The following is a 14,305-nucleotide window of genomic DNA, read 5'->3' on the forward strand; positions in this document are numbered from 1 at the left end:
ATAAAAACCAGCTACTTCAATTACTTTCCCTTCATTCTTTACCTACCTTAGTTCATTTTCTAGAGGGATCAAGGTTTCATCCAACACAGTTCTCCATGCTCGCTTCATTTGTTGCGGGTATTGGAATGGCTTCGCGGTTGGATGTTTTTCTTTGTAGGCCTCAAAATCTTTACTTTGGATAATCCCTTTCATATTCGGAATAGGATCTTCTCCAACAACATATTGAATACTTGAATAGTGAAGTTCATTTGCAGAAACATTCCATTCATTTGAGAACGTATGAATCATTTGATCTCTTGCTTGCACAAAGAAGCGTCGTTTGATGGCAAAAATATCTTCTTTCACATCAAGCTCTCCGGAATCTATGGCATTCAAGATTTGTCGATACACTTCTTTGACGCACTCAGTTTTGTTTAATTTCTTCAAAGCTTTCTCAATTTCTTCACGTACATCTGAACTATTGGCTGCATAAGTACCTAATAATTGATCAATATATGAGGAGTCAATGTCATACAGTCGGATTGAATTGTCGCTATAAAACTCAATAGCTGAAAAATTCATACCTCCTTCTTCCTCTTGCTCATCTACCAAAGAACCCTTGATTGTTTCATAAAAGCCAACTTGTTCTTCTAAGATAGAAACCTGTTCTTTTAAAACATCTGATTGTTCCATCTCTTCATTGTAATTGTCATACGTAACCAATGCTTCATAAGCCTTATTCAACTCTTGAAAAGCTTTCACATAATCTACTCGGGTTTCTATCGGAGTATTCTCAGTTGTTCCAGGTATTACAGTAAATGTTTGTAATTGCTTATATGCCTTTTCAAAGCGTGCTTTTGATTCTTCATAGGTTGGATAAATCAACCCGGATTCTTCTTGTGCTTCTGAATATAGCTTTGTAGCTTCTGTCACATTATATTCCATTGTCGCTGGTTTTCTAAATGTAACGACTAAGCCTTTGCTCTTTTCAGGATATGTGCGATTGGTTCGTGAGAAGGCTTGAATCAATCCTGCATATTCTAGATTTCGATCGACAAACAATGTTTGGATCGTAGGGGCATCAAACCCTGTTAAAAGCCGATCAACGACAATCACTAAATCAATTTGCTTACCGAATTGCTTAAATTCCGCTCGTTTCCGTGCTAAACGATTATTGATATCTCCGTTATAGCGTTCAATTTCTGCGATTGTCCACGCTGTCTGGTAATACTCATTGTATTCTGAAATAATCTGCTGCATTTCATCTTGCTTTTCTTTGGCACTTGCTGCATTCTCATCCAGAGAGTATGTAATGGCAATTCGCGGAAAATCCGGATCCTCCATCGTTCTTCCTTCACGAATCGGTTGATCAGGGAATTCTTTTTGAAGCCAATCTGATTCTTTCGTCATTTCTTTGATCGCTTGATAGTATCTCTTTGCCATATCAATGGAGCTTGTTGTCAAAATAGCAGATTTTGTTGGTCGTCCATTTCTAAAATCGAATTTTGTATAGGCATTATTAGGACGAAAGATTTTATGGATCACTTTCTGAATATGCTCCTCTGATTCATAAACAATCGGCTCAATGTAACTCTCCTTTTTCATTTGATCCATATTATCCACAACCAAATTGATTTGTTCTGGAGAGTATTTGGCATATTTTTCAACTTCAAGTAATTTCTGGTGAATGCGATTATCTAGAGAGGTTGGTTCAATGGTATTTTCATGCTCTACTTGAAAGCCCAATACTGAACCATCTTCTAAGGCATTTTTGATTGTATAGGTGTGTAAAACATCTCCATACTGATCTCGAGTATTACGAGCCAATTGTCCTTGTGCCTGCTTCTTATTCACTTCAAAAATTGGCGTTCCTGTAAAGCCGAACCAAGTAGAGTTTGGGAAGAACTGCTTGATTTCCTCCATATTTTCAGCACTTAAAGCGCGGTGGCATTCATCCACGACAAAAACAATATGTTGACCGATCAGCTTTTCAAATCGCTTGGTTCCATTTTTGGCTTCTTGTTTTTTGGCATATTTCAAAGCTGCATCTAGCTTTTGACGGGTGGTAATAATGATTACATTGGCATTTGCATCAGCCAAAAGTGTTTTGCCTAGCTCTTTTGCATTGCCAGTTCCGACAATTAAACTATTGGCTTTCGCATCCCCAGAAGATATTCCTGTATTAAATTCTGAGGCAAATTTTGTAAATTCATTGGTGGTTTGATTATCTAAGTCCTTGCGATCCACCAGCATAATCGTACGATCAATACCAGACTTGCGCGCTAAAAGTTTAGTTGCAACAAAACTTGTCAACGTTTTTCCTGAACCAGTTGCATGCCAAACATAGCCGGATTGATGCTTATTGGCCGCCACAAATAATGCCTCTATCGCATGTACCTGATAGGGATGTAAGACCATTAAGGTTTTATTGTCTTGATCTTCGCTCACAATCGTGTAGTTAGCGATAAGCCGATGCGCATCTGGGATATTCAACACTTGCTTACAAAATTCATAAAGATTATCTACTTTTTTGTTGTCTCTTGTCCGCCAACTAAACAAAAATTTCCGATGCATGTCTTTGGGCATCGCATTGGCAAAATAGCGTGTCGTTTGCTCGTTCGAGACAACAAACAATTGAAGCGTTGAAAAGATGTTATTACGAAAGACGCCTTCTTCAGCATATTTTTTTATTTGGTTAAAGGCTTGAAAAACACCGTCTTTTGCAGTGACCTGCTTTAATTCAATTTGAACAATTGGCAAGCCACTGATCAATAATGTTACATCAAAACGGCGGTCGCGTGCGTCCGCACTACTGCCTTGTTTGGCAATTTGATTCACAACTTCATACGTCGACAAGCCCCCACCTACGTCTTGGTTAGAATAAAGAATCAGCGAGATTGATCCTAAAGAAGCATCTTCACGATCAATCTTGATTCGAGCAATGCCATTTTCTCCCTTTAACCATTTCGCTGCATCAAAAGGCGTTTGAGTTTTCAATAGTAATTCTGTTTTAATGGTTTCAAATTCTTTATCAGTTAAAGGATGTTCACCAATTTCTGAAAGATTATTATGGGTAATTTTCTCACGGAGATTTTGCCATAAATCAGCTTCTGTCTTTAACTCTGACCGGTACACCCATTGATTGTGTCCTTCGCCTAATATATGAATCAGGTGACTTTCTACTTCGGCTTCGTCACGATGATTTATTTTCATTCCCACACCTCCTTAGACAAATAATTTTTGCAGAAACCCTTTTTTGGTTTCTTTTAGCAAATCTAGCTCGCGCTGATGAAGGGTGATCGTGTCGTCGAGTTGTTTAAAGAAGTTACCGATTTTTTGTTGTTCTTCATATTTTTTTGGAATAGTCACTTTTTTCTCTAATAAATCTGACTTAGTCATTCCTTTAATAGATGTTCCTTGTATATTCTTAAGCTCTTTTTGAAGCATAGAATATAAAGAGAAGATTCCAAAATATGAATCTATTTGTAACTCTGAAAGTGATAAAAAATCTTGGCTAGTAGCATACTCAAAAGGCATTAATGCTAATTTACCAACCCCCACTCGTGTAACTATCGCAATTGAGTTAGGAGGAATAATTTTTGCTGCAGATTTTTTAACAGCTTCATTCGTAATTTTCTTTTTAGGAGAAACATTAAATAATCTGTTAATTTCTAAATCGCTACTTTGAATCCATGGAATGTTACCGTTCCAAAATTCTTTTGTATTAGTTTTAGGGGTACCACCACCATAAGTAACTTTTGAAATTTCAAAAACCTTACGCTGTTCCCATTCTTCAGTAAATCCCGGGAAACGAATTTCTGGAACTTTTTCTCCTTCTTTGGGAAACATTTTTTGTAAAAATCCTTTTTTGGTTTCTTTTAGTAGCTCTAGCTCGCGCTGATGAAGAGCGATAGTATCGTCTAGTTGTTTGAAGAAAGTGCCGATTTTTTGTTGCTCATCTCCATCTCTAGGAAACATTATCTTTAAATTTTTTAATTCACTTGCTTTCACTAGTGGTTGACCTGTTCCAAAGGACAACCGCTTTAAATCAAAATTAGTTAGAATATAATAAACAAAATCTAAATTCAGAGATTGAATATAAACCGTATTATCGCTAATTTTAGCATCACCAGAGTATTTATATAAAGTTCCAGCATTGGCCCCAACACGAGCAGTTAGGATGAAATCTCCACTATAGTCAAATTCTCTATCATAAGAAATTACCGAAGTAGAACCTAGCACTGCATATGGATTGTCACTAGATTTTTCAATTCCAGAAATAAATGAACTTCTACCGGTTCCAACATCATGTACTTCATCTCCCAACTTACGCTGTTCCCATTCTTCAGTGAATCCTGGGAAGCGAATTTCTGGTTTATTCTTATTCATCATGTTTAAACACCTCTAACGCACCTTGAAGCCATTCTTTATTTTCATCATTTGTCTCAAAAGCAGCGATGGTAGAAAATAACTCTTTTTCTAATGCGTGCTTTTCTTGGCGAATCTGTTTGACTTCATTCCCTACATTCTTCATATCAATACTTTCTTCTTCTTCAAATGTATCAACATAGCGAGGAATGTTTAAGTTAAAATCATTTTCTTTTATTTCATCAAAACTGGCTAAATAAGCATATTTATCTTCAGTTGCTCTGTTTTTGTAAGTCGAAACAATTTTCTCTACGTTCTCGACTGATAATTTATTTTGATTTTTTCCTTTAATAAATTCATTGCTAGCATCAATAAATAAGACATCCCGTGTTTCACGATTCTTTTTCAAAATAATCACTGTTGTTGGAATCGATGTGCCAAAGAAAAGATTTGCTGGCATGCCAATGACTGCATAGATGCTACCATCTTCGAGTAATTTCTTTCGAATAACCCCTTCAGCTGCACCACGAAACAGCACACCATGAGGCAAGACAATTGCCATCGTTCCAGAATCTTTTAAATGATAAAAACCATGAAGAAGAAAAGCAAAGTCAGCTTTAGATTTTGGCGCTAGTTTTCCATATCGGTTAAATCGGGAATCATCTAAAAAGGTCGCATCTGCAGACCATTTCGCTGAATATGGAGGATTCATCACTACTGAATCAAATAAATAGGGCTCATCAGTAGGCCAATCTTTATTAAGCGTATCGCCGTTTCTCAAATTCATATCTTCTGCGTCTACACCATGAAGAATTAGGTTCATTTTTGCTAAATTAAAAGTTGTGGTATTCATTTCCTGACCGTGATACTTGACATTCTCAGGATATTTCAAATAATTCCGTACATTCAGCATTAAAGAGCCTGATCCCATTGTCGGATCGAAAACGCTGAATAATTTTTTTTCTTCTTGATCAATAGTTACAATTTGCGCCATCATTTCAGAAACCTTTTTTGGTGTGTAGAACTCACCAGCTTTCTTTCCCGCTTCGGAAGCAAATTGGCTGATCAAAAATTCATAAGCATCTCCAATCACATCGCCGTCATGTCCCAATACATCAATATCATTCAGTTTCTTTAATACTTCAGTTATTGTGACATTTCGTTGCTGGTCATCCGAACCAAGTTTTTTTGATTGTAAATCGACATCATCAAACAACCCATTAAATTGCTCAAATTTTGATGACAGCTCGGTAAACCCTTTGTTCAAATCATTTAACTGAAAGATATTTTGTTTTGCTTGATCAGCTAAGACATTAAACAAGCGATTGGGTTCGATTTCATAACCTAAAGTATCCACAATCGTTGCTAACAAATCTTCTCTTGAATCTTCATCTGCCAGTAACTCTTGATACAATTTCGTCTGCTTCTCGACTTCATCATATTCTTCTAAGGATTCATCTGCTAATAGAACAACTTGTTGCAATAATTTATCTGAAAGATATTTGTAAAAAATCAAGCCTAAAAGATAGTTTTTATATTCTGATGCATCCATTTTGCTGCGAAGATTGTCCGCTGCACTAAATAGTCGCTGATTCAATTCTTGTCCCACTACATGCACACTCCTATATTTCGTTCTTTTCCTAATTTTATCACTATAAAACACAAAAAGAAGAAGTTTTGGGTAATTTCTTCTTTTTATGCTTTCTTTGATTTTTATTCATTATGTTATCAAAAATGTCTTCTCTATCCCTATCAAGTAACCCTCCAGCGATAGAAATTTAGCATAGAGATACATCCCTATTATAAGAAACATACGTTCGATAAGCAAACAGATAATGAAGGAATATTTGCTGACTCAATTGGGAAAATGTCGCTTTCCCTCAATACCTCACCCGATCCGTATCCGAAGGCCATTGATCATAGACCATTTCCCAATGATTATCCTGATAGAGTTCATACTTCTCGAAGACGAAGGGTAAGCCTTTGGCATGGGCAATGTCGTCGCTGTCCATGACTTGAAAGTGCAAATGAGGCGAGGTGGAGTTGCCAGAGTGACCGACGTTTCCTAGAAACTCGCCTTTTTGCAACTGTTGACCGACAGCTACAGCGATGGAGTTGGTCTGCAAATGAACGAAAGCGAGATAGACTTGTGGGGCGTGTTTCACGATTAAATAGTTGCCAGCGATTTGGCTAAAATCGTCTTGATATTCATTAAAGGTGCGGGCATTTTTGATTGCGAGAGCGCCGTCGGATAACCAATGAACGGTTTGCCGTTCCGGAATACCGTCAACCACAGCAATGACTTCACCATCACATGGGGCGTAGATTGGTTGATCCCAACAGTAACAGTTCGCTAATGGTACACCGGATAGGAAATATCTGGCAAAAGAGGTATCATAAAACGGCTTATGGGGCTTATTCCAATTGACTTGGACAAAATCAAAGGCATACCTCATTCCCATACGATTGGTTCCATGACTGGGGACGCGTTTGACAGGGGTCGTGGGGGCTTGCCACTCTCCCCTTAAGGGAAACTCGATGCGGATGGGGCTTTTGAATGGATCCATGGTTTTTCCTCCAATTCTACAGATGGTTCCTCTCGGTGCATTTTTTTCAACAGTGTTCAATGGCTGGCGGGAGGGCTTTCTAGCGTTGTAGAGAGTTTCTGTAATTGCTTGATCTTGGCTGTTAATCCGAGGGCGTTTTCTTTGGCTTTTTCTAAGGATGCAATCAAACGGTCACAGACAGAAATGATGTCTTCGTCGGGATCGGGTTGGTTTAGAACAGACTTAATGTCTGGTTCCTGCGATTGATCCAGAGAATTGAGTAATCGCAAGATGGCTTCTAATGAATAGTTGGCAGAGCGTAGAATCCGAATGATTTTCAAGCGGTTCAAGTCGTCCATTTCATAAATACGGTACCCATTCCGACTGCGCTTTAAGGTAAGAAGTCCGTTTAATTCCCAATTTCGCAGCGCATCGGTGGTGACACCTAAGTAATCTGCTGCTTCTCTTCGCTTGAAGGAAAGCTTACTGTCTGCGGACTCTCCTTTCAGCAAATGTTCCACGATGTGGATGGCTTCTTCGGCTTGCGCGATTTCTTGATCGACCGCGACGATATACTGATCCAACAAGGTTTGTGCGTGATCAAAGTCGTAATTTGCTAATGCTTTGATCATCTCTCGCATCCGCTCTCGCAGCCCAGACTGAAGAACTTCAATCTGGAAAGCGATGCGCGCTGTTTTGATCAATTCTAGATGGTAGTCAGTGTAGATCCGATAGCCATTCTGCTTGCGCAGCGGCGTGGGGATCAATGCCCATTCTTCATAGCGGCGAATGGTATTTGGGTGAAAGCCAACGATTTTGGCAACTTCGGAAGTGCTATAGGTCTTCATTCTCCCCCTCCTAGCTTGTTACTAACAATGTTAGTTCATGCAGCGCCCGAGAGCAACTAGTATAAAGCAAGTTGCTCTTTTTTGTTAGCTGATGCGCGTGGACATCCGGCAAGATCACTTTGTCAAATTCCAATCCTTTCGCAAATTGAGGCGTGGTAAGGATTACTCCTTCTGCCATTGCTTTTGTCTCTTTTGTCAGGCAAGTCAAGGGGACCTCAACAAGCTGCTGTTTGATCGCAGTCATTGCGGCTTCGGTCTGACAGATAATGCCACAGGTTCGATACGACGATTGTTGAAAAGAAGCAATCTGCTGCCGAAGTTCCATCCATTTGTCTTGCTCTTTTGTTAGGTGGATCTCTGCCACTGCTTTTCCGTGACGTTCCACCGGCTGGAGATCCTGATTGGTGGTAAAGCGTTTGGCATAGGACATGATTTCATAGCTGGATCGGTAACTCCTATTGAAGGTAATCACGCGGCTGTCGGGAATGATTGTTTGTATTTGGGTCAAAAAATCCGGATCCTCACTGAGTAGATTTTGGCTAACATCTCCGCAGATCGTTTTTTGACAGGGAAACAATTGATCCAGTAAATAAAATTGGAGCAGAGAATAATCTTGCATTTCATCAATGACAAGATGCTTGATTTGGTGATTGATCGGCAGTCCTACGATCTTCCATTTAAAAAAAAGATACGGGAAGGCATCGGAATAGGCAAGCGTATTTTCTTCTCTGATCAACACTTCTTTTTGCGTGGCTAGGAATTTTTCATATTCCCTCAATGGCTGGGTGATTCCAGTTCGCTTCTTTAATTCACGGGCAATCCATGCCGCAGATTTATTTTGATCGCCAGGCAACTCTTTGGACAAGCGTTGTGCCAATTCTTTTATTTGCTGCCAAAGGGCTGCGGTTGGAAGGTTGATAAACGCTGCTTGGATTTGCTGTTTTGTAAGACGGATGTCCGGCTCGATCACTATGTCTTCACGGAACAGCTTCTTTGGGATCGTTTCGAGGTACTCACCCATGGCCCCAAAGAAGAATGCAGACCGTTTATGGAGATAGGACTGGGCTTTTTTCGATTGAGGCTTGCTGAGGATTGCTGCGATTTCCCCTTGACGATCACCAATCACCAGTGATTCACCCATCAATGGCTGCATCAACTGTGTGATATCTGATTGAAAGAGATCATCCTCGCCTAATTCAGGCAACACAGTGGAAATGTAATCAGAGAAGACCTCATTGGGAGATAAAATCAACACCTCCGATGCGGCGAGTTCTGCCCTTTTTTGATAAAGCAGGTAGGCGATCCGATGCAATGCGATGGAAGTTTTTCCAGAACCGGCAACCCCTTGAATCAGTAAATTTTTTGTTTTGGAATCTCTGATCGCTTCATTTTGCTCCTTTTGGATCGTGTGAATGATGGTTTTCATCTCTTTGGTCGTGTGCTTACTCAGTTCATTGATCAAAAAGTCGTCGTTCAAGGCGTCGTTGCTGTCTACCAAGAAACGGATTGTGCCATTCTTGATGTCAAATTGTCGCTTCAATTGCAAGCTGCCGGTAAATTTCTTTCCCATCGACTCATAATAAGCGCTCCCTAAAGGAAAATCATAATACAAAGAAGAGATCGGTGCGCGCCAATCATAGACCAGTTGCTGCCCGTAATTGTCGACAAACCCATATCTGCCAATATAAAATTTCTCGGCTTCCTCTTCCCCGTCAAATTGAAAGTCGATCCGAGAAAAATAAGGTGTTTCTTGCAGATACGACAATTTTGCGATGCGATTGGTCTCAAAGGTATTCCGTTTATCGATAAACGATAAGTTCTGCTGATGGTTATAGACTTCGTATTTGTCTAATTCGTTTTTATAATCCACCGTATATTTTTTGATTTCTTTGTAGGCTTGTTCATTGGTATCCACCGTTGTTTCAAGTTCTTGGATTTGCGCGGTGATCTTTTTAGTCACGTCTGTTAAGTAGCTGTTTTCATTGGTCATCGTCATCTCTTAAACCACCTTTCTTTCAGGAGTTTAGCAAGAAACTATACATTGGTGGTATAGTGTAGGGTTTGGTATCGCAAAGAAAAAGGATGCAGCGATCAAAATCTGCATCCTTTTTCTGCTTGGTCCACTTATTTGAACTGCTTTTACTCCCAACGGAAATATCTGATCGCAACAAATAGACCGATCAATGTAATGACCACTAAAAGTGTTATCGTGAAAAAGATTCCTGTTTCTTCATGGAATGTGACTGCCTTCAGCAATTTGATTCCTTGAGTCAGTGGCATGACATCGGCAACCTTCTGTAAGCCGGTTGGCAAGATTTCATATGGAACGGTTGCTCCTGAAAGAAAAAACATCGGAAAGAAAATCGCTGAATTGATCGCACCAGTGGCTTTTTCGCTAGGAGACAAGCTGGCGACGATCAACCCGATGGCATGGATCGAAACCATCACCAACAAATAGGCAGAAATAAATTGCCCCCAATGACCGACATAGGAAAATTGGAAAAACGTGATCAAAACGCCTAATATCAACAGCATGGAAACAATACTGATCGTAAAACAAAACAACAGATGGGCGAAAAGTAACTGTGCCGGGCTGATCGGTGTTACTTGATATCGCTTTAAGATCTTGCGTTCCCGATAAGAAGACAATGCTAGCGGAAGCCCCATCACACCAGCTGAACAAATCCCGACGGTTGAGACAGCGACAAAGTTCGTATTCAAGGAGTGATTGTCCGGATCCATAAATGCCATCAGACAAATGATCCCGACTGGAACAAAAATCCCAAAGATCACTGAAGACATCTCTCTCATAGAAAGTTTTGCTTCTGATTGATACAACAACCAAAATGTTTTCATTCCTACACTTCCTCCCCAGCAAGCGTCAAGAAAGCCTCTTCGAGATTCCTCTTATTCACTTTTGCTAGAATATCAGCTACCGTCCCGCTAGCAACTTCTTTGCCTTTGTTTAACACTAGAATCCGATCACACAGCGTTTCCACTTCATCCATGTAATGAGAGGTCAGAAAGATAGTGACCCCCTTGTCTTTTAAAGCGAGCAAGTATCGCCAAACCTCGCGCCGGGCCTGGGGGTCCAGTCCGGTTGTCAATTCATCCAAAAAAATGATTTGCGGATTCCCCATGATAGCCAAAAGGATACATAGCTTCTGTTTCTCGCCCCCCGATAATATTCCGAGAAATGAATTCAATTTAGAGACAAGGCCAAATTCATGGAGCGCCTGCTTCCAGTTTAGCGGGTTTTCGTACAACGAATGGGTGATCTCGCAAATCTCTCTTACCTTCAATTGATTTTGAAAGGCAGATTCTTGGAATTGGACCCCCACATACTGAAACAGTCGTTTCCGTTCAGCCTTAGGATCTCTTCCCAAAAGCGAGATCCTTGCTGAATCACATTTTTGCGTGCCCAAAATACAATCGATCGTCGTGGATTTCCCTGCCCCGTTATGTCCTAACAAACCAAAGATGGTGCCCTTTTCGACTGTGAAACTAAGATCATCAATCACTCGTTTCTTCCCAAATGTTTTGCTCAATCCATGAACCTGTATCGCTGCTTGTTTGTTCATACATTCCCTCCCATCTGATCTGGACTCAGTTTAGCCGAAAATCAAACAATGATGGGATAGTGGAGGGAATAGAAATTTTTTCTAAACAAGTTTGCAAATTCCTAAACATGTTCAGAACAAAGGGAAAACACTTACATTTCAAAAGAGATTCTTTATACTAGGTTTTGAAGAAACAGTGGCCACATCGTTCTTCTATTCAAAAATAGCCTTCAGTGCTGCACTTAGCAAAAGCTCAAATTGGTTCAGTGTTGTGCCAAAGAAAAGATTCGGTTGGTAATCGGAGATTCTTTTGGGAGTATATGTTTCTGTGCTAATGGTCAGTGTGGCTAGGCTGCCGATTTTTGAATTTTTTTGACCAACAAAAGCAATCACATCGATATGGTGGTCGTTAGCCATTTTCGCTAGCTCAGCTAACCGAACTGTATCCCCAGAATTAGAAATAATAACGAGCAGAATGTCTTGCTGCACTTGCTGTCTAAGAAATTCCAGATGACTATTGGCAGTCGCACGAAAGCCATATAAATTAAGAGATTCCGAAAAATAATTGGCGAGATTCTGAGAGAAACCGGAGCCAAGGATCATGATGCGCTTGTCGCGATACTCAGAGAGTAAATCGATAAATGCCGCCTTTTCCTCATCGGAGAAAGTGCTTGGCATCGCAATATCCGATTGGCTGTTACCTAGTGCAAAAACCAACTCGCTATAACCGGAATAGCCAATTTTCTTGGCCATATTGATGATTGTTGCTGTAGAGACATAGGATGCTTTAGCCACATCGCGAATCCCGATAGTTTTTACTGACTGCCGATTTTTTTTCATAAACCGCAAGACTTCTGCTTCTGAATCATTCAGTTGGTATTTATCTATAAGCATTTCAACATCCATAAGATCCACCTCAAATTTTATCAATTAGGAGTATTATATCATGACAGAAACGAAATTTATTCAAGATCCCTGGGCAAAAATGACGACCCGCAACGGTTTACGCGGAGATGAAGTTATCTCGGCATTGCAAAAATCGATCCGTCGAGGCAAAGAAAAAGAGGCATGTGAATTTGCCTATGAAATGTATATCACCTCGCCGCAATTTGAAGAAAAACTCTGGAGAAGATTACTAGCGATCAGTGTTGAAGATGTAGGTATGGGAAATCCAATGGCTGCCATTATGATCAATAACTTAAACACGATGCGCAAGGAATTCCAATACAACGAATCCGATCGGGCAATGTATTTCTTCCATGCGATTCGTTACTTATGTCAGTCGGAAAAAGACCGCTCATCAGACTTACTCAAGAATATTGTGATCAAGAGTTTCGCGATGGGCTATGTTCCAGAAATTCCTGATATTGCCTTGGATAAACATACTGTCCGCGGGCAGGAAATGGGTCGTGGTTCCGAACACTTCTTACATGAAGCCAGCAAAGTAATCCCACAAGCAAAAGTCACTAATGACTACAAAGAACAATACGAAAAAATCATCGAGAACTATGATCCAGATCACGTTGTGCCAAGCGCGTTTTCATTCAATCCTTGGCAAGTATAGGAGGAAGTTACATGGAAAACTCTGCATTTATCATGAAGCTGAATGATGTCCTAAGCCCCATCGCAGCAAAAATCGGCAATCAGCGCCACTTAAAAGCTATATCCAGCGGTATGATGTTTGGACTACCCTTTATTGTTATCGGATCTTTTTTTCTAATCTTTGCCAACCCTCCCATCAACATGGATCAGTACCATCCTGAAACAGCCAATATCTTTATGACATTTATGGCTGGCTGGAAAGATTTCGCTGTAGCAAATTATGATCTCATCACCGCACCTTATCAATTGACGATGGGCATCATTGGTTTCATCAGCGTCTTTGGGATTGCCTTCTCTCTTGCAAATGAATACAAAATCAACCCTTCCATGAATGGTATGGTTGCATCCGTCATTTTTCTAATGGTTTGTACACCAGTGAAAGAAGGCGCGATCAGCCTCAATTTTCTAGGAACAAACGGACTCTTCGTCGCAATCATCATCGGCTTGTTAGTGGTAGAAATCAATCGTTTGTTTGAAGTGAAACAGATCAAATTGAAACTGCCAGATACCGTTCCACCCATGGTGGCAACCTTCATCAATATGCTCGTTCCGCTGTTGACAAATATCATCATCTTCTATGGGATCAATTTGATCTTCTTAGCAGCAACAAACAAAATCTTTCCTGAAGCAGTGATGGAAGTTCTGACTCCTGCAACGAACATCGCTGGCAGTCTCGGCGGTTTCTTGTTGATCGTGACCTTAGGTAATATCTTATGGCTGTTTGGCATCAACGGCTCTTCAATCATCTTTCCCATCGTCTTTACACTGGGAATGGCTCAAACTGGCTTGAATGCCGAGCAAATGGCAAATGGCGAAACCATGACACACTTAATGAACTTACAAATGTTTCGGATTTCAGTCCTTGGCGGAGCTGGTGGTACTTTGGGATTGGTTTTATTGATGATGCGAAGCAAAGTTCCCGAATATCGCACCATCGGAAAATTGTCCTTGATTCCTGGAATATGCTCCATCAACGAACCAGTGATCTTTGGCTTGCCAATCGTTTTTAATCCCATTCTAGCAATCCCATTTTTGGTCACTCCGATCATTTCGTTATTGCTGACCTACTTTGCTCAGAGTCTTGGATGGATCGGTATTGGCTTTATCGTTGATCCTTCCTTCACACCATTTTTTGCACAAGCTTATCTTTCAAGTATGGACTGGCGCAACATTCTCTTTTGCCTACTGTTGATCGTAATCAGTATCTTCATTTACTATCCATTCTTTAAAGTAATGGAGAACAATAAGACAAAATTAGTCGATCAAAATCTATAACCATTCTTCGTAACAAAAACTAGAACAGCTAAATGATTTTGCTTTATACTAAAAAAAAGACAAATCCTTTCCCATTCATCGAATCAACTCGATTCGAATCAGAAAAGGATTTGTCTTTTTTGGTTAA

11 protein-coding genes are annotated in these 14,305 nt (G+C 40.1%); 2 read left to right on the top strand and 9 right to left on the bottom strand.

Annotated elements, in window-relative coordinates:
* Nucleotides 1-42: 42 nt before the first annotated feature.
* From HED61_RS15620 to HED61_RS15660, 9 genes are all read right to left on the bottom strand, one after another.
* Nucleotides 43-3,192 (bottom strand): type I restriction endonuclease subunit R, encoded by a 3,150-nt coding sequence (locus tag HED61_RS15620; RefSeq protein ID WP_219645096.1) that lies wholly within the window; start codon nucleotides 3,190-3,192, stop codon nucleotides 43-45.
* 12 nt (nucleotides 3,193-3,204) lie between these two features.
* Nucleotides 3,205-4,371: a restriction endonuclease subunit S gene (locus tag HED61_RS15625; RefSeq protein WP_103300131.1), complete on the bottom strand. Its 1,167-nt coding sequence runs from the start codon at nucleotides 4,369-4,371 to the stop codon at nucleotides 3,205-3,207.
* Nucleotides 4,361-5,956, bottom strand: coding sequence for a type I restriction-modification system subunit M (locus HED61_RS15630; RefSeq protein WP_219645095.1), 1,596 nt, complete (start codon nucleotides 5,954-5,956; stop codon nucleotides 4,361-4,363). Before HED61_RS15630 ends, HED61_RS15625 begins: the two co-directional genes overlap by 11 nt.
* A 271-nt stretch (nucleotides 5,957-6,227) precedes the next feature.
* Nucleotides 6,228-6,914 (bottom strand): M23 family metallopeptidase, encoded by a 687-nt coding sequence (locus tag HED61_RS15635; protein WP_219645094.1) that lies wholly within the window; start codon nucleotides 6,912-6,914, stop codon nucleotides 6,228-6,230.
* Nucleotides 6,915-6,970: 56 nt separating this feature from the next.
* A complete protein-coding gene (locus HED61_RS15640; protein WP_219645093.1) occupies nucleotides 6,971-7,741 on the bottom strand; it encodes a MerR family transcriptional regulator in 771 nt (256 codons plus the stop codon).
* Between the two features lie 10 nt (nucleotides 7,742-7,751).
* Nucleotides 7,752-9,737, bottom strand: a complete 1,986-nt coding sequence (locus HED61_RS15645) for a HelD family protein (RefSeq protein WP_219645092.1) — start codon at nucleotides 9,735-9,737, stop codon at nucleotides 7,752-7,754.
* Between the two features lie 143 nt (nucleotides 9,738-9,880).
* The gene (locus HED61_RS15650; RefSeq protein ID WP_219645091.1) at nucleotides 9,881-10,597 is read right to left on the bottom strand and encodes an ABC transporter permease; all 717 of its coding nucleotides are present in this window, start codon (nucleotides 10,595-10,597) and stop codon (nucleotides 9,881-9,883) included.
* 2 nt (nucleotides 10,598-10,599) lie between these two features.
* The gene (locus HED61_RS15655) at nucleotides 10,600-11,322 is read right to left on the bottom strand and encodes an ABC transporter ATP-binding protein (protein ID WP_219645090.1); all 723 of its coding nucleotides are present in this window, start codon (nucleotides 11,320-11,322) and stop codon (nucleotides 10,600-10,602) included.
* Nucleotides 11,323-11,514: 192 nt separating this feature from the next.
* Nucleotides 11,515-12,207 carry a MurR/RpiR family transcriptional regulator gene (locus tag HED61_RS15660; protein WP_219645089.1) on the bottom strand — a complete coding sequence of 231 codons (693 nt, stop codon included), beginning with the start codon at nucleotides 12,205-12,207 and terminating at the stop codon, nucleotides 11,515-11,517.
* A 40-nt stretch (nucleotides 12,208-12,247) separates the two neighbouring features.
* On the opposite strand from HED61_RS15660, the gene HED61_RS15665 reads away from it, so the two are divergent.
* Nucleotides 12,248-12,865 carry an AAA family ATPase gene (locus tag HED61_RS15665; protein ID WP_003125462.1) on the top strand — a complete coding sequence of 206 codons (618 nt, stop codon included), beginning with the start codon at nucleotides 12,248-12,250 and terminating at the stop codon, nucleotides 12,863-12,865.
* Between the two features lie 11 nt (nucleotides 12,866-12,876).
* Nucleotides 12,877-14,178, top strand: coding sequence for a PTS sugar transporter subunit IIC (locus tag HED61_RS15670; protein WP_029486393.1), 1,302 nt, complete (start codon nucleotides 12,877-12,879; stop codon nucleotides 14,176-14,178).
* Nucleotides 14,179-14,305 lie beyond the last annotated feature (127 nt).

Origin of the sequence: Enterococcus gallinarum (assembly GCF_021496385.1) — a bacterium.
In the GTDB taxonomy this organism is placed as follows: domain Bacteria; phylum Bacillota; class Bacilli; order Lactobacillales; family Enterococcaceae; genus Enterococcus_D; species Enterococcus_D gallinarum.

Coding starts and splice junctions, on each gene's coding strand:
- HED61_RS15620 (WP_219645096.1), bottom strand. CDS start 3,192: ATGAAAATAAATCATCGTGACGAAGCCGAAGTAGAAAGTCACCTGATT.
- HED61_RS15625 (WP_103300131.1), bottom strand. CDS start 4,371: ATGATGAATAAGAATAAACCAGAAATTCGCTTCCCAGGATTCACTGAA.
- HED61_RS15635 (WP_219645094.1), bottom strand. CDS start 6,914: ATGGATCCATTCAAAAGCCCCATCCGCATCGAGTTTCCCTTAAGGGGA.
- HED61_RS15640 (WP_219645093.1), bottom strand. CDS start 7,741: ATGAAGACCTATAGCACTTCCGAAGTTGCCAAAATCGTTGGCTTTCAC.
- HED61_RS15645 (WP_219645092.1), bottom strand. CDS start 9,737: ATGACGATGACCAATGAAAACAGCTACTTAACAGACGTGACTAAAAAG.
- HED61_RS15650 (WP_219645091.1), bottom strand. CDS start 10,597: ATGAAAACATTTTGGTTGTTGTATCAATCAGAAGCAAAACTTTCTATG.
- HED61_RS15655 (WP_219645090.1), bottom strand. CDS start 11,322: ATGAACAAACAAGCAGCGATACAGGTTCATGGATTGAGCAAAACATTT.
- HED61_RS15660 (WP_219645089.1), bottom strand. CDS start 12,207: ATGGATGTTGAAATGCTTATAGATAAATACCAACTGAATGATTCAGAA.
- HED61_RS15665 (WP_003125462.1), top strand. CDS start 12,248: ATGACAGAAACGAAATTTATTCAAGATCCCTGGGCAAAAATGACGACC.
- HED61_RS15670 (WP_029486393.1), top strand. CDS start 12,877: ATGGAAAACTCTGCATTTATCATGAAGCTGAATGATGTCCTAAGCCCC.